Origin of the sequence: Yersinia sp. FDAARGOS_228 (genome assembly GCF_002073315.2) — a bacterium.
Lineage (GTDB): Bacteria > Pseudomonadota > Gammaproteobacteria > Enterobacterales > Enterobacteriaceae > Yersinia > Yersinia intermedia.
In genome coordinates this window covers 3,699,603-3,723,149 of record NZ_CP020409.2, presented here as the reverse complement: position 1 = coordinate 3,723,149, position 23,547 = coordinate 3,699,603, and the positions used below count along the sequence as shown (strand labels likewise).

Here is a 23,547-nt window from a genome sequence, read left to right as displayed (position 1 = left end):
AATTTGATGACAAGTTAATCAGGTGAAAAATGAAAATTATCAGAGAGGCCGTCGCCGGAACACTGGAGTCGAGCGACGTGATGGTGCGCATTGCACCACTAAATCCACCCGAAATAGACCTGCAAATTCATAGCAGTGTGGATAAGCAGTTTGGTGAAGCTATTCGTTACAGCGTTTTGGCGTTGTTAGAACAGTATCGGGTAAGCGGAGTGCAACTGATTATTGACGATAAAGGCGCACTGGATTGCGTTTTGCAGGCACGGTTGGAAACCGCGCTGCTCAGGGCAAGTGACGAAAAAATTCTGCCATGGAGAGCATCGTGATGAAACCTGAAATGAAACACAGAATGCGTCGCAGCATGTTATTTGTTCCCGGTGCCAATGCGGCAATGGTAAGCAATGCCTTTATTTATCAGGCTGATGCGTTGATGTTCGATCTGGAAGACTCCGTTATTCTGCGCGAAAAAGATGCCGCCCGACGTTTGGTCTATCACGCTTTGCAACACCCGCTTTATCAAGATGTAGAAACCATTGTGCGAGTCAATGCGTTGGACTCAGCCTACGGCTTGGCCGATTTGGAAGCAGTGGTTCGAGGGGGGGCCGATATTGTGCGCCTGCCTAAAACTGACAGTGCGCAAGATGTGACCGATATGGCGCGGGAAATCAGTCGGATCGAGTCAGAATGCGGCCGCGAAGTTGGCAGTACGGGTCTGCTGGCCGCGATTGAATCGGCTCAGGGTATTACTCAGGCACTGGCTATCGCACAGGCATCTCCTCGCCTGATGGGTATTGCATTAGGTGCGGAGGATTATGTTCGTAACTTGCGTACCGAGCGCTCTCCAGAAGGTATTGAGTTGCTATTTGCGCGCTGTTCAATTTTGCAGGCGGCCCGTGCTGTTGGGATTCAGGCGTTTGATACCGTCTATTCCGATGCCAATAACGAAGCCGGTTTCTTGCAGGAAGCTGCATTGATCAAACAACTGGGCTTTGATGGCAAATCGCTGATTAACCCACGTCAAATTGAACTGCTACACAACCTTTACGCCCCAACCGAGAAAGAAGTCCACCACGCGCAACGAGTGGTGGATGCGGCGGCGGCTGCCGAAGCCGAAGGACGTGGCGTGGTCTCCCTGAACGGCAAGATGGTAGATAGCCCGGTGATTGAACGGGCGCGGTTGGTTTTGCAACGTGCAGTCAGTGGCCTGCGTGAGGAATAAAAGATGAATAGGCAACAACGAGTAGAAAGTTTAAGTCACAGTCAGGATAACGGCCCGATGTATCACCTGTATCAAAACACCTCAAAAGCCAATTTACAGGCACAGAAGCCGCGCGATATTAAAATATGTGACTCGCTGGAGACAGTTATCCGCCGTTCCGGGTTGCAGGATGGCATGACTATCTCCTTTCACCACGCTTTCCGTGCCGGTGACTTAACCCTGAATCTGGTGATGGATACCATTGCCGCCATGGGATTCAAAAACCTGCGCCTGGCCTCCAGCTCGCTGAGCGACTGCCATTCGCCGCTGGTGGATCATATTCGCAATGGCGTGGTCAGTGAGATATATACCTCCGGCCTGCGTGGGCCGTTGGCAGAGGAGGTTTCACGTGGGTTACTGGCTAAACCCATACAGATCCACTCCCACGGTGGTCGGGTTAATCTGATTGAATCCGGCGAATTGACCATCGATATCGCCTTTATCGGCGTACCGGCCTGTGATGAATTTGGCAACGCTAATGGCTTTAGTGGCAATGCCTGTTGTGGCTCGTTGGGCTATGCCAGGGTCGATGCAGAATATGCACACTGCGTGGTGTTGCTGACAGAAGCGGTGGTGACCTATCCCCATCATCCGGCCAGTATTACCCAAGATCAAGTTGACCTGATTGTGCAGGTTGAAAAGGTCGGTGATGCCGACAAGATCGGTGCTGATACCACCCGAATGACCTCTAATCCCCGTGAGTTACTGATTGCCCGCCGAGCCGCCGAGGTGATTGCCGGTTCTGGCTATTTTGTCGATGGATTTTCTTTGCAGACCGGGACTGGCGGGGCGTCGCTGGCGGTAACACGTTTCCTTGAGGATAAAATGCTGCGGCGCAACATTACTGCCGCTTTTGCCCTCGGTGGCATTACGTCAACGATGGTAGAACTGCACGAAAAAGGGCTGATTACCAAGTTGTTGGATGTGCAAAGCTTTGATCGGCAGGCCGCTGCCTCACTGGCTCGTAACCCACGTCATATCGAAATCAGTGCCAATCAATACGCCAATTTTAGTTCAAAAGGGGCGTCAGTCGACCGACTGGATGTGGTGGTGCTCAGTGCACTGGAGATTGATACCGGTTTTAACGTCAATGTACTGACCGGCTCCGATGGAGTGTTACGCGGTGCCTCTGGCGGCCATTGTGATACGGCGGTGGCCGCACGGCTGTCTATCATCGTCGCTCCTTTGGTTCGTGGCCGGATCCCGACGTTGGTCAATGAAGTCACCACCTGTGTAACCCCCGGTTCCAGTATCGATATTTTAGTGACCGATCACGGTATTGCGGTTAATCCAGCCCGGCCCGAATTGGCGGAACGCTTGCAACAAGCCGGTTTACCTGTCGTCACTATTGAATGGCTGCATCAGCGCGCGTTGCTGCTGACTGGCGTGCCACAACCAATCGCATTTACTGATCGCGTCGTAGCGGTGGTGCGCTACCGCGACGGCTCAGTGATTGATGTTGTTCATCAGATACAGGAGTAGGCGATGAACACACTCTCTCCTGCGTTAGCGGCCAATCGGCCCATCAGCTTACCGGAGTTGCTTACCAGCCGTGAGTCCCGCCAGAGCAGACAACAGGCGTGGCTGGCACGCCATCAGGTGACGCTGATTTCACTTACGCTGGTGGCACCCGGTGCGGTGAAAGATAACCCATTGACACGCAAGTTATTTGCACTGGCATGGCAGGCAATAACTTCACTAAGCCAACAGCAGTGCTGGCCGGTGTTGCAGCAAGAAATTTTTCCACTGCCGACCGGCTGCGAAGGTTTGATTGCGGTGGATTTACCTGCGGAACAGGTGAAGGACGCTGCGTTATTACTGGAGTTAAAGCACCCACAAGGCCGGTTATGGGATATCGATGTGCTTGATGCATCGGGTCAGATCTTGTCGCGCCGTGATGTGGGGTTAGCGCCGCGCCGCTGCCTGCTATGTCACCGCCCAGCCAATGTCTGTGCCCGCGCGCAAACCCACAGTATTGACCAATTATTGGTTCAGATGGAGTTGATGCTCAATGCCACAACTGCAACGCACTGACAACAAGGTGGCTCAATCGCCTGCTGTGTCGTCTGATTTTGCCAAAAAATATGGCGCACTGGCGTATCGCGCCATGCTGGCGGAGGTGAATCTGACACCGAAACCGGGCCTGGTGGACCGTTTCAATTGTGGGGCACATAAGGATATGGCGCTGATCGATTTTTATCACAGTGCCGATGCCATTGCGCCGTGGCTCCCGCGCTTTATCGAACAGGGTATCAACCACGCTCAGCTTGGTGGGCAGGCTGCACTGAATAGCCTGCGACCACTGGGATTGGCGTGTGAGAACAGCATGTTCCACGCCACCGGGGGGGTGAATACCCATAAAGGTAGCGTTTTTTCGCTGGGGTTAATTTGCTGTGCGTTGGGCCGACTGAAAGCGCGAGGTGAATGGATTAGTGCTGACACCATTTGCCAGGAGGCGGCACGCTTGTGTTGTGGGCTGACAGAGCGTGAGTTGCGCCAATCGAATTCACAACAAACGGCTGGCCAACGGTTGTTCTATCACTATGGACTGACCGGCGCACGCGGCGAGGCAGAATCTGGCTTCGCGACGGTGTTGAATCATGCCTTACCCGCTTACCAACGCTTATTAGCTGACGGGGCGGAGCCCGACCATGCCTTATTGCACACCTTGCTGATTTTGATGTCCGTCAATCGCGATACCAATGTGGTATCCCGTGGCGGTATGGCCGGGCTGCAATGGCTGCAACAACAGGCGACAGAGATTCTGGCTTCACTCTCATCGGCAGGGATGGGTTCTCCTCTCAGCCAGATGCGAGTGCGAATGTTTGATGCCCAATGTATCGCCCGCAACCTTAGCCCCGGCGGCAGTGCTGACCTGCTGATCCTAACCTGGTTTCTGGCGCAGTTCCCTCATCATCTCCCTCACAAAAATAATAGCGTTGCTATTGAACCAGTAACAGCTATAGGAGTAGCTCTATGTTGAAGTCGCAAGAGAAATTATGGAAAGCACTCGCGCCTTTTGTGGTGCTGGCTGTTCTGCTGTTGATTCCCACCCCAGAAGGTATGCCACCTCAAGCCTGGCGCTATTTTGCGATTTTTGTCGCCATGATTGTTGGGATGATTTTAGAACCGATTCCCGCTACCGCGATAAGTTTTATCGCCGTGACGATATGTGTACTGAGTTCAGACTGGGTGCTGTTTAGTGCGGCTGAAGTGGCCGATCCCAGCTTTAACGGTGGCAAAGAGTCTTTAAAATGGGGGCTGGCTGGATTCTCCAGTACCACCGTCTGGCTGGTCTTCGGGGCATTTATCTTTGCGCTGGGTTATGAAGCCACCGGACTTGGCCGCCGTATCGCCTTGTTCATGGTGAAATTCATGGGCAAACGCACACTGACGTTGGGTTATGCCATTGTTATTATAGATATTCTGTTGGCACCGTTTACGCCATCGAATACGGCTCGTACCGGGGGTACGGTATTCCCGGTAGTAAAAAACCTGCCACCCTTGTTTGACTCATTCCCCAATGATCCGTCGTCCCGGCGTATCGGTGGTTACCTGATGTGGATGATGGTGATCGGTACCAGCATCAGCTCTTCGATGTTTGTTACTGGTGCAGCGCCTAACGTGCTGGGTATTGAGTTTGTGAATAAAATTGCCGGTGTTCATATCGGTTGGATGCAGTGGTTCCTGGCGTTTCTGCCTGTCGGGTTAATTTTACTGATCGTGGCTCCTTGGCTCTCTTATGTGTTGTATAAACCCGGCGTGACCAAAAGTGACGAAGTAGCCGCTTGGGCGCAAACAGCACTGGCTGAGATGGGCGCGTTGACGCGCAAAGAAGCAATTCTGATTGGTTTAGTACTGCTGAGCCTGTGCTTATGGGTGTTTGGCGGTAAATTTATTGATGCGACGGCGGTAGGCTTGCTGGCAGTATCTCTGATGTTGGCACTGCATGTGGTGTCATGGAGGGACATTACCAAATACTCAAGTGCCTGGAACACGCTGGTGAATCTGGCCACACTGGTAGTGATGGCTAATGGCTTAACGCGTTCAGGTTTCATTGATTGGTTTGCTAAAACCATGAGTACCCATCTGGATGGTTACTCGCCGAATATGACAGTGGTGGCGCTGGTACTGGTGTTCTATTTCTCCCATTATCTGTTTGCCAGTTTGTCTGCCCATACGGCAACTATGTTGCCGGTTATTTTGGCGGTCGGTAAAGGCCTAAGTGGTGTGCCGATGGAGCACTTATCCATGCTGTTGGTGTTATCCATTGGGATTATGGGGGTTCTGACGCCGTATGCGACTGGCCCTGGTGTGATTATCTATGGCTGCGGTTATGTGAAATCGAAAGATTACTGGCGGTTGGGTGGCATCATGGGGGTGTTCTACATCACGATGTTACTGCTGGTGGGTTGGCCAATCATGAGCCTGTGGTATTAATGACGAGCTAACCATGAGAAGGGCCGGTCAGCGGCCCGACTCATAATTATCGGTTTATCAGCCGGTGTAAACACCAAATACCCTTGGTAGCCACAGTGATATCTCAGGAATATAAGTGACCAACATCAGCACTAGCAGCAATGCACCATAGAACGGCAACATCGCTTTTACCACTTGTTCAATCTTCTGTTTACTCACCGCACTGGCCACAAACAGTACCGAACCAACCGGTGGCGTGATCAGACCAATCCCCAGATTAATCAACATAATCATACCGAAATGGACTGGATCAATACCTAATGAATTGGTCACTGGCATCAGTACCGGCGTTAGGATCAGAATCAACGGTGCCATATCCATCAGCGTGCCAATCAGCAGCAGCATGATGTTGATACACATCAGAATCACATACTTGTTATCAGAGACCGAGGTGAAAAATTCAGTGATACGTTCTGGCAACTGCATGTAGGTCATGATGGCACCGAAACTGGCAGCAAAACCGATCAAAATCATCACAATAGTGACGGTTTTTACTGTGCGGTACATCAGCTTAGGCAATTCGGACCATTTATAGTCGCGATAGATAAACATAGTGACGAAGAACGACCACAAACAGGCTATCGCGGCAGATTCTGTGGCGGTAAATATCCCGGAAAGAATTCCCCCCATGATGATGACAACCGTCATCAGCCCCCAAAGGGTGTCGACAAAGATTTTGAACGCCTGACGGAATGGCACCCGTTCACCTTTAGGGTAACCCCGTTTATAGGCAAAACCGACACACATTAACATCAAGGTAAAGCTCAGCAGCAAACCGGGCAAAATCCCGGCAATAAACAGTGCTGCGATGGAGACGGTGCCGCCAGTTGCCAGTGAATAAATCACCGAATTATGGCTGGGTGGGGTCAATATCGCCTGCACTGAACCACTGGCGGTGACTGCGGCGGCAAAGTCACGCGGATAGCCTTTTTTATCCATTTCCGGGATCATCACCGAGCCGATAGAGGCGGTATCTGCCACTGATGATCCTGAAATAGCGCCGAAGAACGTTGAAGCAACAATGTTAACCAGCGAAAGACCACCACGGATGAAACCAACGAAAATATAAGCGAAGCTCACCAGGCGGCGTGCAATGCCACCTTCGGCCATAATGGCTCCCGCCAAAATAAAGAATGGAATGGCCAGTAAGGAGAATTTGTTGACACCACTGGTGATTTGAATCATTACCGCTTCCAGCGGCAGATCAATCCAAAATGCACCGGCGATGGCACTTAAACCGACGGCATAAGCCACCGGGACACCAATAGCCAGCAAAATTGCCAGAGTAAAAACTAAAATAAATGCGTCCATAAGGCAAAGTTCCCTAAATTATGAATTGCCGATCATCACTACCGGGCGGTGGGTCTGCGGGCCAAAAAATAGCCGCTCGATGATAAACATCAGAGTAATCGCGGAGCCTATTGGCAGCGGAATATAGGTCTGCCCGGCGGTCAGTAATGGGAACTCAGCCACCGGTTGCGTCCAAAGCTCGCTACACAGAATGTAGCTGTAGACCAAAATAAAAAGACTTATCAGTACCATCAGCAAATCAACCAGTAACAGGCATCCTTTTTTACCAGCCCCAGAGAGTCGATCTGTGACCATACTGACTGCAATATGTGAACCAGACCGATAACTGGCGGCGGCACCAATAAAAGTAAATGTCACCATACATAATATGGCGACGGGTTCTGGCCAAGATAAACCATCGTTTTGGACATAACGGGCAAATATCCCCATAGGGATAACGGCAACCATGATGATTAAAGCAATACCGGCTACCCAGATTGACAGGCGATATAACGCATCCATCGTTGATAGATAATAGCGAGCCATAGCGGAGACCTCTGTGTACCCAAGGTCATTGGCTGCAACACCCATGACCTTGGGCAAATATCAGTAGTATTAAAATATTTAATACTGTCAGAAAGATGTTATTGCACGGCGGCAATCTGCTGGATCAGTTCTTGATGATCCTTGCCGAATTCATCACGAACGGGTTGAGTGGCTTTATAATAATAGTCATGATCCATTTCATGATATTGCACACCACCGGCTTTCATTTTGTCATGAGACTGCTGTACATAGGCTTGCCATAATACGCGTTGCTCAGCTTGTGTTTCTTTTGCCAGTTTCAGAATGGTTTGTTGATCTTCAGCAGATAATTTATCCCATTTGGCTTTTGAATAAAGGAACAGTTCAGGAATAATAAAATGGCCACTCAAGGTATAGTTTTTGACAACCGGCAGGTAATTGTGGGCAACAAAGGTCGGTTCATTATTTTCGGTACCGTCAATAACCCCGGTTTGCATACCACTGAATACCTCGCTTACCCCCATACTGAGTGAGTTAGCACCCATAGCTTTAAGGGTTGCCAGTGCAATTGGACTGCCCTGAACACGGATTTTCATACCTTTGAGATCTTCTGGTTTAATCACCGGTTCTTTGGTTATCAAGTTACGGGTACCGGCATCCATCCAACCGAGAAATACCAATTTTGAGTTTTTATTGTTAGTGATTTTATCACCGATTTCTTGGCCGATTTTACCATCAAGAACTTTATGTAAATGATCTTCATCACGGAACATATAGGGCAGGGTAAAGACACTTATCTCTGGCAAAATAGAGGCCACAGGGGTCATAGAAACACGGATAATATCAATTGCTCCCATTTGTGCCTGTTCTATCATTTGCTTTTCATCACCTAACACGCCCCCTGGGAATGTTTTAATTTCCAGGCGGCCATCCGTTGCGATCTTTAGTTTTTCGCCCATATTTTTAACAGCAACCACATTGGGATAATCTTTGGGATGAACATCGGCAGCTTTAATTTGTTGAGCAGAGGCCATTTGACTAAATAATATGGCAGAAATAGCCAGGCACAGTGTGGGCAAAGGCTTTGGGAATTTCATTCAGTGATCTCCAGAAGTCGCTATACAAAAGATAAAATGGATTATTCTTAATAATGGGATAGTTATATGCTCAAAAGATTTCAAGATGCAGGAAGCAGGTACACACCTGTAATCTGAAAGTGACGGATATATCAATATATAAAGAGAGGTTATTCATTTATCCCCCTGACAATTAACCTAGCGTTTTACTTTTGCTTTTAAATTGACCATTGTCACAGAAAAAGAAATGTTAGGAACTGCGTTTCAATAATTGTGAAGTGACATTTCATAATGAATTACGCTAGCCTGCGTTATCCGCCAAAGGTATTGGTGTTTTGGCTTTTAGCTGTAACTGTGCTTTCACGAAGGGGGTTTTAGACGAAGGAAGAGGTTCTGATATTGTGGTGGTGTGGGTTAACTACTATTATAAAGGCCTATGAATCCAGATGATTAGGATAACGCGTGACGTCGGTATTTATTCGTAACTTTACCTTTGCCGCACTGCCAGCCAGCGGTTTAAATGGCCAGCCATTGTTTCACGGCCTGTTGGCAAAATGTGATTTTGATGTCAATGAATACCGGGATGAGTTGTTTGCCGTTTATGGTATTGCCTTTCCTGGCAGTTTACAAAAAGCAGTGGCAAAACGGCGTGCAGAATACCTGGCGGGCCGTTTTGTCGCCCGACAAGTGCTGAACATGCTAGAAGTACGTGATTATCCGTTGGCAAATGGGCTAGATCGCGCACCTCTATGGCCCGCCGGTTTGATTGGCAGTATCAGTCATAACAACCAACGTGCTCTGTGCGCTGCGCAAATTATAACGCCTGCTATAGAGCATTCTGATGAAAGCGGCTATGTCCATGGCGTCGGGCTAGATATAGAAAGCCTGATTGCAGTTGAAAGGGCGAATGATTTATGGCCTGGTATCCTTAGTGAGGAGGAGTACCGCAATCTTCAGGAAGGCCCATTAGCATTCAACCATTTACTGACATTGGCTTTTTCAGCCAAAGAGAGTCTATTTAAAGCGGTGTATCCACAGCTCGGGCGTTATTTTGACTTCCTGGAGGCCCGTTTCCTGAGTTATTCCATGGCGTCTGGGCGTTTTGAATTGCAGTTATTGCGGGATCTGAGCAGTGACTTCCCCGCAGGCCGCATTTTTACGGGATGTTTCACTGTTAATGACAGTGATATTCAAACATTTATTGCTTACTAAGTTGGGCCTATCCACTTTTTGTAATAATGTTTCAAGTTGGAAATTCTAATCAAATACTGGCTGGGGTGCAATTTAATGAGTTCAGCCACTGCTCCCAACGAAGAGGGGGCGGTACCCCAGCTCACTTTTATTTTTTAACGCATGTACTCCGCCGCAAATCTAGACTCAGACAAACAGTTCACCAGAAAGTCATCCTTGAAACCGTCAAAATCCCAATGAAATATTTTATTCTATTAATGATTTATTTTGAAATAAAATAGTTATCTAAGTCACAAAAGTGTAAATTTTTTTTGTAATCACAACGTGAATAACTCGTTTGTCTCACTCCTGCCTTACATTTAATTCAATTATATATCAGTAGGTTATATTGTAATTTTGTGGTGGAATACACCAAGCATCCAAAAAACCTTTATCTTTCAATGAAATCTAAATGCCATATTGTGATCAATATAGAATTTTAATTTCAATTGAAGTGATATGTTGTGTCACAGTGAGTTAACATAATTATCAGTGATAACGCCAGTTCAGGATCGCCAGAAACAGCTAGCGAGCATTCATTGATATTCTATTTTGTCTCGTCAGGAGGATATAGATGAAAGAAGTCAGTTTTGGATTGATTGGCGTTACTCATTACAGCCAAGCCATCGGCTGGGTTCAGGCCGCAACCCTTGTTTCCGCTGTCGGCAAGATAAATGACGGATACTTCGGCTGAGGGGGTAGCGAAATATAACGTATTGCCAGTACGACAACGGTAGTCAGTACTTTTTAAAAATCGGGAGCATAAAAGGATCATGCAAAATAAAAAACTGGCAAGAGTCATATAATATCGCACTCTGGAATGAAATTTATTTGGCTTCAATAACTGTATTTATCTAATTAATAAATCAGAGTGTCAAAAAGTTCTTCATCACCTCCATTTTTCACGGTGGAGAAGGAGTCGTTTTTGTTTTTTAAACCCCTTTTTGACATTAAATGGATAATCAAATAAAAAGGTAACGATATGTCGTTAATGATGAATCTCAATGCACAACAGAGAAAACGATTACATCAAATAACATTAGTCGCTACGTTTGGTGGCTTGCTCTTTGGTTATGATACGGGTGTTATTAATGGTGCCTTTTCTTCATTGAAAGAAAATATGGCCCTGACGCCGACAACCGTAGGTCTGGTAATGAGTGTGTTGTTGGTCGGTGCCGCTATTGGTAGTGTTTTTGGCGGAAAACTGGCTGATTTCTTTGGCCGCAGAAAATACCTACTCTATCTCTCCTTTGTTTTCTTCTTTGGTGCGTTATTGTGTGCATTATCGCCTAATATCACCACTCTTTTGATTGCCAGATTTTTACTTGGTTATGCAGTGGGTGGGGCATCGGTTACTGCACCTACATTTATATCCGAGGTTGCACCGACAGAAATGCGGGGCAAACTTACGGGGTTGAATGAAGTCGCCATTGTTATCGGTCAATTGGCGGCATTTGCAGTAAATGCGATCATTGGCATTGTTTGGGGCCATCTGCCTGAGGTCTGGCGCTATATGTTACTGGTTCAAACCATTCCCGCTATTTGCTTGTTAGTCGGAATGTGGCGTTCGCCAGAAAGCCCTCGTTGGTTGATCAGTAAAAATCGGCGGGAAGAGGCATTAGCGATTTTAAAACAGATTCGTCCTGAGCCACGGGCGATTAAAGAGTTCAACGATATCGTAACGTTAATTGATATCGAAAATGAAAAGCGGTTGTACGCGAAAAACGATCTGGCCATTATTTTCCAAACGCCGTGGATCTTAAAATTAATCTTGGTGGGTATTGCCTGGGCAGCATTACAGCAAACCACTGGGGTCAATGTCATTATGTATTACGGTACCGAAATACTAAAAACTGCCGGATTCTCAGAAAGAATGTCGCTAATCTGTAACGTGTTAAATGGCGTCTTTTCTGTAGGGGGAATGGTTATTGGGGTTATGTTCCTGGTTGATCGTTTTAAACGAAAAACGCTGATTGTGTATGGTTTTGCCCTGATGGCAACGCTACACCTGATTATCGCTGGGGCGGATTATTATCTAGTCGGTGAAATAAAGGCCACCGTTATTTGGCTGCTGGGGGCACTGTTTGTTGGGGTTATGCAGGGTACGATGGGCTTTTTGACTTGGGTAGTATTAGCCGAACTGTTCCCATTAAAGATTCGCGGTTTATCTATGGGGATCTCAGTGTTTTTCATGTGGATCATGAATGCTATTGTGAGTTACTTGTTCCCCGTGCTTCAGGCGAAACTTGGCTTGGGCCCGGTCTTCTTGATTTTTGCTCTCATCAACTATCTGGCGATTATCTTTGTGGTTACCGCTTTACCAGAAACATCCAATAAATCATTAGAACAACTTGAAGAAGAACTGTCTGTCGGTAATTAGTAATATAGTGTTTTATATGAGAAAAGATAAGTCATATCTAAAAGGAGACAGGCAATGATTGATAATATTACTGCTGATAATCTACATCTAGGATGTCATGCAAAAAATAAGGCTGAAGTTTTAGCCATGATAGGAAAAGAGTTTAAATTGAAAGGTTATATTAACCAAGACTGTATCTCATTTCTTGCTGAAAGAGAGCAGCAAGTCTCCACGTTCTTGGGAAATGGTATTACCTTGCCTCATTTGCCTAAGTCGGCCACAAATATTATTGTCAAAACGGGTGTTGAGATTTTTCAATTCCCAGATGGAGTTATCTGGGATAGAAGCAATGTAATGTTTATTGCCATTGGAGTTATTGCTAAAGAAAAAGAACATATTGATGTGCTAAAGGACATAGCGTCGATCTTTAGTGATGAAATCATTGCCAATGCACTTTCATTAATCTCAAATAAGCAAGATTTTCTTCGTATCCTTAATCGTAAATAGTGATGATTTGCCATGTTAACGTGAATGCTTAACCAGAGCGCTGTTAGGGGGATCTGAGAGGGCTACTGGCCGTATCGTTACTCACAAAACGGTGTGGCTTCGATTGATTTTTAGCAGACATGCATTGGCACAATGTAAGATACTATTGTTTTAAATGCCAAAAGCAGGCGCCTGTGGACGTCTGCTTTTCTAAAGTTGGCTCATCTGGTGTAATGTAGGGAAAACAGTTCTAATTAATTTAATGTCCCCCCTTAATCTATTAAGTTAGATTCTCTTTATTTATTCAGCGAAGGGTGAAATCTTCCTTGCTTTAATTCCTCTCTAATTATTGCGTGCTTATCTTCGGTGAATTTATATTTTCTCATAATAAGAATACGGATTACTGCACCCAATGCGGGCAGCAGAGAAATACAGAAGAATAAACCGTTTAATGTCCATTCTGACTGAGTCACATTAGGTATATAGCCTAATATTGACAGGATCAAACCTGAGGCGCCACCCGCAACGGCAACTGATAATTTACCGACAAAAGTCTGTCCAGAGAAGGTGATGGCCGCACAACGTTTACCGGTGTGATAGTAGGAATACTCTACAGTATCAGCAATCATTGCGGAAATAAGTGGGTTGGTCATCATGAAAATTGCAGTGATTATGGTTAACCACACCATGACTGCCATCACGTTATTATACCCAGTGAACCAGAAACCAATACGCGCTATTATTTCCAATGCACAGAGTGCAATGAATAAGTCTCTCTTTTTAAAATGACGAGTTAAAAATGGCGTTCCCAGGCAAGCTAAAGCACAGATGAAAGTAATTAAACCTATAACAGAAACAAGTTCAGCATCTTTCATATTGTAAGTAAAAAAGAAAATATAAAATGCATTAATAATGTTCGAAAAAACGTTCATAAAAAAGGCACTAAGTATAAAAAATAGTGGTTTATTTTGCCAAACGACAATAAATGTCTGCTTTAAAGTTACTTTTTCAACAATAGTGACTTTGACACGTTCTTTGGTATGAAAAAATCCATTCAGCATCAGTATCACCCCTAAAACCATAAGAATGATAACGCCTGCCAGATAGCCACGATCTGCGCTGTTTTCAGCAAATAATCCACTAATATAAGGAAATAAAACCATTGTGGCACCAATACCTGCATTCACACCCAACATCGCACAGGTCGCTGTCTTGGCACGTTCTTGTGGTTCATCCGTCATTACTGTACTCATTGACCAGAACGGAATATCAGAAAGGGCATATAATGTCCCCCACAATATATAGGTGACACCTGCATATATTGTTTTGGTCATCAGACTGGCTTCAATATTATAAAACGCTGCTACGGTGACGATGAAAATCAAAAAGGGTGTAAACAGTAAGTATGGGCGAAATTTTCCACGCCGCATGTTAATCGTATCCATTATGCCAGCAATTAATGGGTCATGTACCGCATCCCACACTCTGGCGATCAAGAAAATCATACTTGCTGCTACCGGTGAGATTCCCATAATGTCAGTATAGAAAAAGAGAATAAAACTACCCACTAGCCCGAAACTAAAACACTGGCCCATGCCATACCCGAAATAAGAAGCGAGTTCTTTCATCGGGATTTTTGTACTTGAATGATTTATGTCCATTCTTAGCCTTTTATATTTTGTAGGATATAGATTTTTTAATTTAAGCTATGGCTATGTATAATATGTTGTGCCATATCCTAATGTGCCGTATTTATTTGTTCGTTAATGTTTTAATAAGTTCCATTTCAGATGGGTCGTAAGCAATGCCATTCTCATTAAAAACATCATGGAACCAACGGGCTGCATAGTTATTATCGATGCGTTTAATTTCAGGCCACGGAATATAAGTTTGGGTTTTCCCTTTGACTAATCCCCATTGGTAACAACCGATTCCTTCAGCTTTAAATAAGGGTAGTTGCTCATGCATTTTCGATTCGGCATGACGTGCCAACCATTCCGTACACAGCATTGGGCGGTTATATTCTTTTAGGATACTGATCGTTTTTTTCATTAAATCTAATGGCACGTAAGCATGAAATGAGATGATATCTGATAATTCCAATGCCCGTTGATCGGTCGGATGCTGATAAATAGGCGCGCTGAGATCCAAAATATTGGCGATATGCCAAGCCCCTACCGTTAATGGCTGTACCGGGTTGATTTCCCTTGCCCATATAAATGCTTTTTCCATTAGTTGGTGGCTGTATTCTTCCAGCGCCGAGTCAAAAGCATATTCCCCGGTTAAGGTGAAAATCATACGATTGGTAGGTTCGTTGTAAAGATCCCAGATAACGATTCGTTCATCGTGGGCGAAATGACCGATAATATCTTTGATATAATGTTCAACTTGCCCCCATAAATAAGGCTGCATAACGATATTGCGACCGGGACTGGCCGCTGCCTGGCTATTATGTAAACCAGCAACAGGTTGTTTTTGTTGCCCAATAAATGGATGGTCACCCGAAAATCCACAGTCATCCATTAGGGTTAACATCACTTTGATACCCGCACGTTGACAAATATTGAGGAAATCTTCAATTCGAGCCATTAACCCATCACGATCATGCTGCCAAACAACAAAGGGTAAATTGGTTCGTAACGTGTTGTACCCGACCTCGGTAGCCCATTGCAGCTCTTGAGCAATGCATGCGGGATCGAAAGTGTCTTGTTGCCACATTTCTGTCCAATTGACCGCAGTACGCGGTAAGTAGTTAAAGCCACGTAGCCATCCCTGCGCTTTGTGCCATTCCCATGATTTTTCTTCAGACCATTTGTTCATCATTACTTTTTACCTAATAATTAATTAACTCATTAGCTAATATATTAGCTAATGAGTTAATCTCAAACGGCCGTATCATTAAAAGCGATGTGCATCACGAAATTATTTTTTGATAAAAAATAAAAATAATCATATATAATTGTATTTGTTAATGTTTATTCTATATGTGGCGACTGGGATGTTAAGCGTGGAGTACCTCATTGAGGTATTAGTCTGGTAGGCGGTTAGGTCTCCAATTTTGTTAGGCTAAAATCTGTTAGTATAAAAAGAGATGAAGCATAGCCAGTATGAGTAAAATATGAGTAAAAAAACTAAAGTCACTATGAGCCACATAGCTGCCCAAGCTGGTGTTTCGCAATCGACGGTTTCCTTAGTGCTAAACGGGTCTTACAGCATCAAATTAGCCGATGACACCAGAGAAAAAGTGCTCCGCATTGCTCAGGAGATGGGTTATGTGCATAAGGCGGTGGAACGCCTGATCGTTAGAGAAAAAATAGCATTAATTATCAATGGGCTAATAAATCATGATCCCTTTATTGAAGCTATTAGTGCTGTTCAACAGGCCGCCTGGCAACATAACAAATTATTGGCAATTTTTGATCAAGAAAATGAACCAGAACATTGTGCCGCCCTCGAAGAAGAGATCCGTGGGGGAAGTTATCATGGGGTGATTTATGCGTCCTGCATGACCAGTCAACTGGCTCCAATGTTCCAGAACCTGTCTATCCCGATGGTAATGCTAAATGGTTACTGCCCAGAGTTACCCGATATCCCCTGTATTTTACCGGCCGATAAAATCGGTGCTTATAAGGCCACTAGCCATTTATTGCAGCAGGGATATAAGCGGATTGCTATTCTGGCTGGTGAGCTGTGGATGGATGCTGCGAATGATCGTATCAGTGGTTACAGACAGGCATTGATCAACCATGATATTTGCCCAGATGAGTGCTATATCCAGGTAACAAACTGGTCATTGAAAGAAGCTTATAAGAAGACACTGGAATTACTGGCGTTACCTTCCCGACCTGAGGCGATTTTTTGTAGTAGTGATTATATTGCGTTGGGATGTTATCAAGCCATTTTGTCACAAGGATTGCATATTCCTGATGATATAGCTGTGATTGGTTATGATAACCAAAGTATTTCCTCTGAACTCACGCCAGAGTTAAGTTCAGTAGATTTACCTTATGGTGAAATGGGAGAAATGGCTCTACACACTCTGCTAAAAATAACTCAGCGACAACCGTTACTGTCGTTGAAAATGAAAGTTGAGGGTGAATTGATCATCCGGCAGTCTTCCCTAAGGCCAGTGAAATGATCTCCCCAGTCCAGTACGAACAAAAATAAAGGGCTCATCTCCCTTTTTTATTCTGCGTTCGAAATTACATATGTGTAATTAACTTTAGTTTTAGCTGCACTAAGATAACCTCAGTATTCAATCTTGGCGTGGCCATGACACAGTTGCACTATTTCTCAGCCAACGAGGTGAGATAGCTTCGCTGGCGAGACGCAATGATAATACCGATAGCCAGCGAAGCACTGGCATATCTATCTCACGTTGTAACGCCATTTTCGGGTGTGTAGGTCACCCTTTCTGCAATTTGGCTAATAACGTTTTCCTTGTGATCTTCAACCATTTCGCCGCTTCCGTTTTATTGCCATCTGTCTTCTCAAGCGCGGCCAGGATAGCTTGTTTTTCAACCTGCTCAAGGGGCTGTATTTCTTCATTTGTTGGGCTACTGTATGGATGCTGCTCAGCGAATTGATGGATGCACAATGGCAGTTCTTTCTCACTGATAAAATCGCCAGTCAGCAGAATAACTGCGCGCTCTACGGCATTCTCCAATTCGCGAACATTACCGGGCCAGTTGTATTTCAACAACAAATCCATGGCTTGTGGCGTAAAACCTTTAACTGACTTCCCATTTCTGCTGGTAAATTTCTCAAGGAAGTGCATGACCAGTGCGGGAATATCTTCACTTCTATCCTTGAGTGCGGGTGTGTCAATGGTCATTACGTTTAAGCGGTAATAGAGATCTTGGCGAAACCTGCCACTGTCTACATCGGCTTTCAGGTCACGGTTGGTTGCCGCGATCAGCCGGACATCGACAGTGAGTGTCTGATTGCTGCCAACGCGCTGAATTTCTCGTTCCTGGATCGCGCGCAACAGTTTTGCCTGCATTAACAATGAAATTTCGCCAATTTCATCCAGAAACAAAGTGCCTTTATCCGCCGCCATAAAGCGCCCCTCCCGGCGTTTATCCGCGCCGGTAAACGCCCCTTTTTCATGGCCAAACAGTTCTGACTCTAGGAGTGATTCGCTTAATGCAGCACAATTCACTATCACCAGCGGCTGATCCCGGCGAGCACTGTTAGCGTGTACTGAACGGGCAATCAACTCTTTACCTGTTCCCGATGCCCCGCAAATTAACACCGTAGCATCGGAAGGGGCAATCATGGCAACCATATCCATCAGTCGACGCATGGGCGGACTGCGGCCAATCATGTTTTGTGGTGAAACAGTCAATTGCTGTTTAAGCTGTTTATTCTCATTTTTAAGGCCTGTATGCTCAAGTGCTCGCGCCAGGGTCAGTTGAAGCATATCGAAATCAAGCGGCTTGGTGAGATAGTCGTAAGCCCCTGACTTAATGGCATCAACTGCCGATTCAATGTTTGAATAAGCGGTCATGATCAGAATAGGAATGGCCGGATTATAAGCTTTGATAGTTTTAAGCGCTTCGATACCGTCCATTTCAGACATGCGAACATCGGTCACGATCAGGTCGAAGGGGATTTCTTTTGTCCGTTCCACGGCTTCACGGCCATTATGGGCAAGACTCACCTGATATCCCCAGCCTGTCATCAGTGCCCGAATAATGGTGCAGTGGCTCAAATCATCATCAACCACCAGTATGTGTGCTTTATGCGTTGTCATTACGGGATACCTTTCTGAGGGTGACACGGTGCATGACCGGGATCGTCAGGCTAAAAATTGTACCCGACTGCGGGGTGCTCGTGACAGATATCTGGCCCTGATGCTCTTCGACCACTTTCTGTACAATAGCCAGACCAAGACCGGTTCCTGAGGCTTTGGTCGTGAAGTAAGGGTCAAAGATATGGGGCAGGTCGTCAGCAGTGATCCCTTTGCCTGAATCTTTAATACTGACTTTCAGGTGTATTCCTTCGACCAATTCGAGAGAAATTGCAAGGGTTCCATTTGCTCCAATGGCCTGGATTGCATTGAGATAGAGATTCAACAAAACTTGTGTAAAACGATCAGGGTCGAGTTCTACCCACGGCAGGTGTCTATCACCGGCGAACAGGATCTTAATGTGCTTGCTTTCCGCATCCTGTCGGACAAGATGCAGTGAATGTTCGATGATTTCATTTATATTGACCCGTTGGAAACGAAGGTCTGTGGGGCGAACCAGTTCGAGCAATTCGGAAATGACACGGTTCAATCGGTCCACTTCTTTGGCCATCACTTTCGCCAGCCCTTGCTCCTCGCTCCCTGGCAATGAACGGCTCTCAAAATACTTGGCAAAACCTTTAATAGAAGAGAGTGGGTTTCTGATTTCGTGGGCCACACCGGCAGCCAGATTCCCCATTACGGCCAGTTTGTCTTTACGCCGTACTTCTTCCTGCAATTCTCGGCTTGATTGCTGATATCGCCTGGCCCAATACAAGGCCAGAATACTCGCCAGTGCTAACAATAGCAGAATAGACACGAATATCAGGGTATTACGAATATCTCTGGCCTGGACCGTATCCAATGTTGTGGTGTCGAAAGCGGCGAAAATCACGTTATTCTCAGCGTCATCAGCCGTAATTGGCTCGGAACTGGCGACATTACGCCGATTCATATGCCCACGGTGCGCCTCGTCGTGTTTGGTGAGTTTAAAAATGCGATAGACCTCAAACGCATTCTGATTGCTGTGTGGTTCGCCCATCAATGTCGTCAGGCGCCATTGTTCGGAAGGCCCTGCATTTAACGATTTCATCACTTCTGGACTGTACAGTTGGGTGCCCACGCGAGTGGGATCACTGTGGGCCACTATCTTCCCTGAAGGGGTTGTCACTGCGATATAGAGCACGCCCGGTTGATAGGCCATTTCTTCCAACAGGGTCTGACGCAAATCGTGACGCCAGCGCATCCCCATGCCGGTTCGGGTACCTGATTCAAACGCGCGGATCAATACGGTACTTTTCTCCAGCAGGGTTTGGGTTTCAATCTCACGCCCACGATTCAGATCTTTTATTGCCATGGAGACGATGATTACCACAAATACCAGCACCGAACTGATAAAAAACCACGATGGAAGCAGGGGCAGTAATCCATGCTGACCTTTCAATTCCTTCACAACACTCTCCCGTTAGGCGTTACCCATCCAGTGATATTGTTTTGCGAGTCATAATGACTCACATGATAAGTTTTATGAGTAATTATTACCCGGTCTCACTTAACGAATAACACCAACAATTGTGACTATTTTGCCAATATGAGTGTATAGGAGGTGATTACCCGACAATGCCTTTAAACCACCAAGCGGCAGCCGGCGGCCTTTTGGCGGCGATTATCGATAAAAACGCATTGTTGCACTGACCTGATGAGTATCAAATTTCATGCCAGAAAAAGATGGCCTGGTTATTGCAAATCTCTTAGGGAGAAACAAAAAAACACCTTATTGATTGATAATCAGACCAAAGGAAAGTCATTATGAAATTCAATAGAACAGTGATCGTCACCCTCATTTCATTGAGCTCTCTGATGGGCATCAGTGGTTCGGTACTGGCTCAACCGGGTATGGGGAATAACATGATGAACAGGGGAGGCGGCTACGCGGCGAATTTGACGGCTGAACAACAAGCGATATATCAAAAGGCGTTTGATAATTTCCAGACAGCAACAGCAAATTTACATCAGCAATTGCTTTCTAAACAATATGAATACAACGCGCTGCTCACCCGTGCTCCTGTCGATGACCAGAAGGTTCTGGCAGTCAGCAAAGAGATTACAACGTTGCGCGATAACATCTACCAACAACGTGTCACCATGGAGACCCAGTTAGCAAAAGACGGCGTGCCGTTGATGGGGCATCATCGTGGCATGATGGGCAATACTGCAAAAATGGGTGGTCAGGGCCCGCACTGTGGCAGAGCTTATCAATAAATATCCGTGTGGGTTAGGGATGATAAGCTGATGTTCCCTATACCCACATAAGTCTCAACAAAATTCGCAGGGCCAATCACTCGGCGACCTAAAGGCTATTTCACCGCCTGGCAAGTGGATGATGCGGCACGGGCTATTGCCGAGCTGGAACTGGCAAACACCCAAGTACGTGTGCTTCATGATGGTCGGGTGGTGGGGCTGACAATCTCTGCTGGGGAATTCGTTGTCCCGAATCAAGTCATAAGAATTTACCTATATAAACGAATCACTTATGTGGAGGATGATGGCAGCTAAAAATACGCATCTACGCCAAAATATGTTGTCTATATTTAATTGTGTTTGCTAATATTGCCTAATAAAATAAGTAATGAGGATATGAATAGTGTCAATATTTACTGATGTAGTTAATGGTATACTCGTTAATTCAATGTTTTTATTCTTATCTTTTTTTGTTTTATTAGCATCCTCTGCATATATTGGAAAGTTTGTCTTTAAAAAAAGACATAACGAGAGCGCCATAGTGGATGATGAAACTAAAGTCATCCTTGGCGCTACCTTATCCCTTCTTGGTCTACTACTCGGATTTATATTATCAATTTCAATTAGTGGATATAATACCAGGCAACAATCACAAGAGATAGAGACGATTGCTATCGGGAATGCTTACCAACGTTCAGAATTATTGTCTGTTAATGACCAGGGAAAAGCTAAAGATATTTTAAAGCAGTATTTAGAAGCGAGAATTCAATTTTTTAAATCAGGCGTGAAAGATAATGATAATCAGTGGCGTGAATTATCTTTAGACAAACAAACGCAACTTTGGAATATTGCCTCTTCAGAGGCAATATCAAATCCTAACCCAGTGACTGTATCAGTGCTATCAGCTTACAGCGATTTATATACTTCTCAGCAAAAAACGATGGCAAGTTGGCGATATCAAATCCCGGTCGCTGCCTGGATTTTACTAATATTCTTTTCTGTGTCTTCAAATATATTAATTGGCTATAATATCAGAGGGCTACATGGTAGTAATATGCTAATGTTAGTTTTACCTTTTCTAACCACTCTTGCCCTTTTTATGATTGCTGAGATTGATATTCCAGGAGAAGGTATCATACATGTCACGCCCGATGATCTTGAAACATTAAAAATAGCAGTTTTTAAATAATGAAATTTATTTTCTATGCAATAATCTTTTTTATTCCCATGACTATTTGCGGGCCTCCCAATCTTCCGAGGCCAATCGCCGCATGGCAATAGTGTACCTATTTAAACAGGTTATTTTTGCACTGCTTCAAGCTTTATTGCTTACTCAAACCATCAAGTTGATCTCAGTCGGAGCACTATCCTATTTTCTCATTAATCTCCACGGCCTGAGTATAATGCGTGCTATGTTTATTACTTGATGAATAAAACCTGCTCACACAGCAATGACTCGTGTATGGGAAGATATTCATTTTGAGCGGTAATTTCTTAATTAAAAAAAATCCAAAAATATATTTCATGTGTAGACGGATTGTGGTTCTCGGATTCTTAGTACCACAGATATTGAGAGGGATTTCAGTATTAATATACGTTGGGGAGAGTTAAAGGATATCCGTGGAGAGCGGCATTTGTGGCAGTATGCGCCTACCAGGGTAGGCGTGATGTATATTTTGATATAGTAAGCGCAGAAGGAGGGGAGTTACCCTCCCTTTTAACTCGTTATGCTGAAGGTATAACAGGCTCAAATACAAACGGTTTTTCTGGTTGGAAATGTGCTGAAACATCGCCAGTATACTGAGCCGCTTGTGGGGTATTTAGCTTCAGCTTTTTAACTCCATCAGATTTTGAAAAGTCAATCTTATTAAAATCAACCCAAAACGTATTTGGCATTAAAGTGGATTCAAAATAGTAGATCTTGTTTTTCTGATCTGAGAGTGTTCTCCAGCGAGTAGATGAAATATTGGGTTCATCGGGGGTGCTGATACCATAAGGAACGGACACCGAGCGAATAACACTCAGTACACTCGCGGTAGCCAGTTGCTTATCAGTATATTTAGGGATCGCATTAATATAAAACTGTGCACGAACAAAACGATCACTGGAGCTATTGGTACCCGGTAGCATGTTAGTACCACCAATTTTTTGCCAATAGGAGTTGATGGCCAGTTGCTTATCATAGGTTGGTGAATTCGTGACAACCTGATACTCCCGGCTATGGTGAATAATGAGTTTTCCATCAATATATTCAAATATAGCACTATCACCACTGGCATCGGACAGCGTGAGGTGAATAGTGCCAAGCCTTTCTTGACCGGGGACTTTACTGGTTAATACAGTAATAGGCTCTTTTTTAAAGGCATTAACGGCTTCATCGACGTTAGCAAAATTATCAAGAACATATTGCCCCCATGCTGCCAGCGAAATATTGGGTTTAGCGGGTGTTGGCTCTGGGTATTGGGATTCAGCCAACCACAACATATTAACCACCAAGCCCTTTTCATTCATCCCGTCAGTGGTGGCAATGTTGTAGGCTGCAGTGATCACGCTACCATATTTTGACGTCCAGGCCACCGAGTTAGGCCCTGCATTTCCTGTGCGCGCCATTCCTCGCGGGAAGACCCACAGATCGGAATGAAGATCCTCTTTCCAATCCATCGACCTACCGGTGATCACTAAATCGTCCGGCCCCAAATACACTGCTCTGGTACAGGCTTGTGCCGCAGGAATCAGTGTAATAGTGCCAATAAAGGCCATAACCCCCAACAGAATTTTAGATATCCGGTTTTTATTCATACATTACTTTTCCTATATCACAATAATCAAAATACTTTAATGGTAATCCGAAGCGGCAAACTTAAGCTAGTGTCATCAA

General features: G+C 45.2%; 20 protein-coding genes and 1 pseudogene. 13 read left to right on the top strand and 8 right to left on the bottom strand.

Translation table 11 applies throughout. The features are described from left to right. Window positions 1-29: 29 nt before the first annotated feature. From citD to A6J67_RS17265, 6 genes are read left to right on the top strand one after another with little or no spacing between them, the layout of a single operon-like run. Window positions 30-323: a citrate lyase acyl carrier protein gene (citD, locus tag A6J67_RS17290; RefSeq protein ID WP_032906444.1), complete on the top strand. Its 294-nt coding sequence runs from the start codon at window positions 30-32 to the stop codon at window positions 321-323. Next, window positions 323-1,216 carry a citrate (pro-3S)-lyase subunit beta gene (gene citE, locus A6J67_RS17285; RefSeq protein WP_005185530.1) on the top strand — a complete coding sequence of 298 codons (894 nt, stop codon included), beginning with the start codon at window positions 323-325 and terminating at the stop codon, window positions 1,214-1,216. The genes citD and citE overlap by 1 nt, the downstream gene beginning before the upstream one ends. Window positions 1,217-1,219: 3 nt before the next feature. Next, window positions 1,220-2,737, top strand: coding sequence for a citrate lyase subunit alpha (gene citF, locus A6J67_RS17280; protein WP_042569535.1), 1,518 nt, complete (start codon window positions 1,220-1,222; stop codon window positions 2,735-2,737). Window positions 2,738-2,740: 3 nt separating this feature from the next. Then, window positions 2,741-3,289 (top strand): citrate lyase holo-[acyl-carrier protein] synthase, encoded by a 549-nt coding sequence (citX, locus tag A6J67_RS17275; protein WP_005185535.1) that lies wholly within the window; start codon window positions 2,741-2,743, stop codon window positions 3,287-3,289. Further along, entirely contained in the window at window positions 3,267-4,238 is a 972-nt protein-coding gene (gene citG / locus A6J67_RS17270) for a triphosphoribosyl-dephospho-CoA synthase CitG (protein ID WP_050297590.1), read from the top strand. The genes citX and citG overlap by 23 nt, the downstream gene beginning before the upstream one ends. Further along, window positions 4,232-5,695, top strand: coding sequence for an anion permease (locus A6J67_RS17265; RefSeq protein ID WP_050088142.1), 1,464 nt, complete (start codon window positions 4,232-4,234; stop codon window positions 5,693-5,695). The genes citG and A6J67_RS17265 overlap by 7 nt, the downstream gene beginning before the upstream one ends. Window positions 5,696-5,752: 57 nt before the next feature. Here A6J67_RS17265 and A6J67_RS17260 read toward each other — a convergent pair whose 3' ends face one another. The 3 genes from A6J67_RS17260 to A6J67_RS17250 all read right to left on the bottom strand — a co-directional run bounded on the left by A6J67_RS17260 (window position 5,753) and on the right by A6J67_RS17250 (window position 8,646). After that, window positions 5,753-7,045, bottom strand: a complete 1,293-nt coding sequence (locus tag A6J67_RS17260) for a TRAP transporter large permease (protein WP_005185544.1) — start codon at window positions 7,043-7,045, stop codon at window positions 5,753-5,755. Window positions 7,046-7,063: 18 nt separating this feature from the next. Beyond that, window positions 7,064-7,570: a TRAP transporter small permease gene (locus tag A6J67_RS17255; RefSeq protein WP_005185547.1), complete on the bottom strand. Its 507-nt coding sequence runs from the start codon at window positions 7,568-7,570 to the stop codon at window positions 7,064-7,066. A 98-nt stretch (window positions 7,571-7,668) separates the two neighbouring features. Continuing rightward, window positions 7,669-8,646 carry a TRAP transporter substrate-binding protein gene (locus A6J67_RS17250; RefSeq protein WP_005185550.1) on the bottom strand — a complete coding sequence of 326 codons (978 nt, stop codon included), beginning with the start codon at window positions 8,644-8,646 and terminating at the stop codon, window positions 7,669-7,671. Window positions 8,647-9,087: 441 nt separating this feature from the next. Between A6J67_RS17250 and A6J67_RS17245 the strand changes: the two genes are divergently transcribed. From A6J67_RS17245 to A6J67_RS17235, 3 genes are all read left to right on the top strand, one after another. Continuing rightward, entirely contained in the window at window positions 9,088-9,837 is a 750-nt protein-coding gene (locus A6J67_RS17245; RefSeq protein WP_050297588.1) for a 4'-phosphopantetheinyl transferase family protein, read from the top strand. Between the two features lie 1,000 nt (window positions 9,838-10,837). Continuing rightward, the gene (locus A6J67_RS17240; RefSeq protein ID WP_005185558.1) at window positions 10,838-12,235 is read left to right on the top strand and encodes a sugar porter family MFS transporter; all 1,398 of its coding nucleotides are present in this window, start codon (window positions 10,838-10,840) and stop codon (window positions 12,233-12,235) included. A 54-nt stretch (window positions 12,236-12,289) separates the two neighbouring features. Further along, complete coding sequence (locus A6J67_RS17235; RefSeq protein ID WP_005185561.1) at window positions 12,290-12,721, top strand: PTS sugar transporter subunit IIA; 432 nt, start codon at window positions 12,290-12,292, stop codon at window positions 12,719-12,721. Window positions 12,722-12,996: 275 nt separating this feature from the next. Here A6J67_RS17235 and A6J67_RS17230 read toward each other — a convergent pair whose 3' ends face one another. Both A6J67_RS17230 and A6J67_RS17225 read right to left on the bottom strand, forming a co-directional pair. Next, entirely contained in the window at window positions 12,997-14,361 is a 1,365-nt protein-coding gene (locus A6J67_RS17230) for an MFS transporter (protein WP_042569539.1), read from the bottom strand. 91 nt (window positions 14,362-14,452) lie between these two features. Next, window positions 14,453-15,520 (bottom strand): cellulase family glycosylhydrolase, encoded by a 1,068-nt coding sequence (locus tag A6J67_RS17225; protein ID WP_105165882.1) that lies wholly within the window; start codon window positions 15,518-15,520, stop codon window positions 14,453-14,455. Between the two features lie 298 nt (window positions 15,521-15,818). On the opposite strand from A6J67_RS17225, the gene A6J67_RS17220 reads away from it, so the two are divergent. Next, window positions 15,819-16,838, top strand: a complete 1,020-nt coding sequence (locus A6J67_RS17220) for a LacI family DNA-binding transcriptional regulator (protein ID WP_032906454.1) — start codon at window positions 15,819-15,821, stop codon at window positions 16,836-16,838. A gap of 267 nt (window positions 16,839-17,105) precedes the next feature. Here A6J67_RS17220 and A6J67_RS17215 read toward each other — a convergent pair whose 3' ends face one another. Then, window positions 17,106-18,455, bottom strand: coding sequence for a sigma-54-dependent Fis family transcriptional regulator (locus tag A6J67_RS17215; protein ID WP_042569540.1), 1,350 nt, complete (start codon window positions 18,453-18,455; stop codon window positions 17,106-17,108). Further along, entirely contained in the window at window positions 18,442-19,881 is a 1,440-nt protein-coding gene (gene zraS, locus A6J67_RS17210) for a two-component system sensor histidine kinase ZraS (RefSeq protein WP_080608303.1), read from the bottom strand. The genes A6J67_RS17215 and zraS overlap by 14 nt, the downstream gene beginning before the upstream one ends. Window positions 19,882-20,237: 356 nt before the next feature. Between zraS and A6J67_RS17205 the strand changes: the two genes are divergently transcribed. The 3 genes and pseudogenes from A6J67_RS17205 to A6J67_RS17195 all read left to right on the top strand — a co-directional run bounded on the left by A6J67_RS17205 (window position 20,238) and on the right by A6J67_RS17195 (window position 21,858). Next, window positions 20,238-20,690, top strand: coding sequence for a periplasmic heavy metal sensor (locus A6J67_RS17205; RefSeq protein WP_050297586.1), 453 nt, complete (start codon window positions 20,238-20,240; stop codon window positions 20,688-20,690). 84 nt (window positions 20,691-20,774) lie between these two features. Beyond that, window positions 20,775-20,933, top strand: a pseudogene (locus A6J67_RS17200) (multidrug transporter subunit MdtN); the annotation flags it as partial. A gap of 184 nt (window positions 20,934-21,117) precedes the next feature. Next, the gene (locus A6J67_RS17195; protein ID WP_042570140.1) at window positions 21,118-21,858 is read left to right on the top strand and encodes a membrane protein; all 741 of its coding nucleotides are present in this window, start codon (window positions 21,118-21,120) and stop codon (window positions 21,856-21,858) included. A 536-nt stretch (window positions 21,859-22,394) separates the two neighbouring features. On the opposite strand, the gene A6J67_RS17190 is transcribed toward A6J67_RS17195, so the two are convergent. Next, on the bottom strand, window positions 22,395-23,429 hold the full coding sequence (locus A6J67_RS17190; protein WP_390898740.1) for a linear amide C-N hydrolase: 1,035 nt from the start codon (window positions 23,427-23,429) through the stop codon (window positions 22,395-22,397). Between the last annotated feature and the right edge of the window lie 118 nt (window positions 23,430-23,547).

Bases quoted from the DNA above. Each gene is read 5' to 3' on its own strand.
- A6J67_RS17255 (WP_005185547.1), bottom strand. From the start codon at position 7,570: ATGGCTCGCTATTATCTATCAACGATGGATGCGTTATATCGCCTGTCA.
- A6J67_RS17230 (WP_042569539.1), bottom strand. From the start codon at position 14,361: ATGGACATAAATCATTCAAGTACAAAAATCCCGATGAAAGAACTCGCT.
- citD (WP_032906444.1), top strand. From the start codon at position 30: ATGAAAATTATCAGAGAGGCCGTCGCCGGAACACTGGAGTCGAGCGAC.
- A6J67_RS17250 (WP_005185550.1), bottom strand. From the start codon at position 8,646: ATGAAATTCCCAAAGCCTTTGCCCACACTGTGCCTGGCTATTTCTGCC.
- citG (WP_050297590.1), top strand. From the start codon at position 3,267: ATGCCACAACTGCAACGCACTGACAACAAGGTGGCTCAATCGCCTGCT.
- A6J67_RS17235 (WP_005185561.1), top strand. From the start codon at position 12,290: ATGATTGATAATATTACTGCTGATAATCTACATCTAGGATGTCATGCA.
- A6J67_RS17215 (WP_042569540.1), bottom strand. From the start codon at position 18,455: ATGACAACGCATAAAGCACACATACTGGTGGTTGATGATGATTTGAGC.
- A6J67_RS17240 (WP_005185558.1), top strand. From the start codon at position 10,838: ATGTCGTTAATGATGAATCTCAATGCACAACAGAGAAAACGATTACAT.
- A6J67_RS17190 (WP_390898740.1), bottom strand. From the start codon at position 23,429: ATGGCCTTTATTGGCACTATTACACTGATTCCTGCGGCACAAGCCTGT.
- citF (WP_042569535.1), top strand. From the start codon at position 1,220: ATGAATAGGCAACAACGAGTAGAAAGTTTAAGTCACAGTCAGGATAAC.
- A6J67_RS17225 (WP_105165882.1), bottom strand. From the start codon at position 15,520: ATGAACAAATGGTCTGAAGAAAAATCATGGGAATGGCACAAAGCGCAG.
- A6J67_RS17220 (WP_032906454.1), top strand. From the start codon at position 15,819: ATGAGTAAAAAAACTAAAGTCACTATGAGCCACATAGCTGCCCAAGCT.
- A6J67_RS17195 (WP_042570140.1), top strand. From the start codon at position 21,118: ATGTTTTTATTCTTATCTTTTTTTGTTTTATTAGCATCCTCTGCATAT.
- citE (WP_005185530.1), top strand. From the start codon at position 323: ATGAAACCTGAAATGAAACACAGAATGCGTCGCAGCATGTTATTTGTT.
- A6J67_RS17260 (WP_005185544.1), bottom strand. From the start codon at position 7,045: ATGGACGCATTTATTTTAGTTTTTACTCTGGCAATTTTGCTGGCTATT.
- A6J67_RS17265 (WP_050088142.1), top strand. From the start codon at position 4,232: ATGTTGAAGTCGCAAGAGAAATTATGGAAAGCACTCGCGCCTTTTGTG.
- A6J67_RS17205 (WP_050297586.1), top strand. From the start codon at position 20,238: ATGAAATTCAATAGAACAGTGATCGTCACCCTCATTTCATTGAGCTCT.
- citX (WP_005185535.1), top strand. From the start codon at position 2,741: ATGAACACACTCTCTCCTGCGTTAGCGGCCAATCGGCCCATCAGCTTA.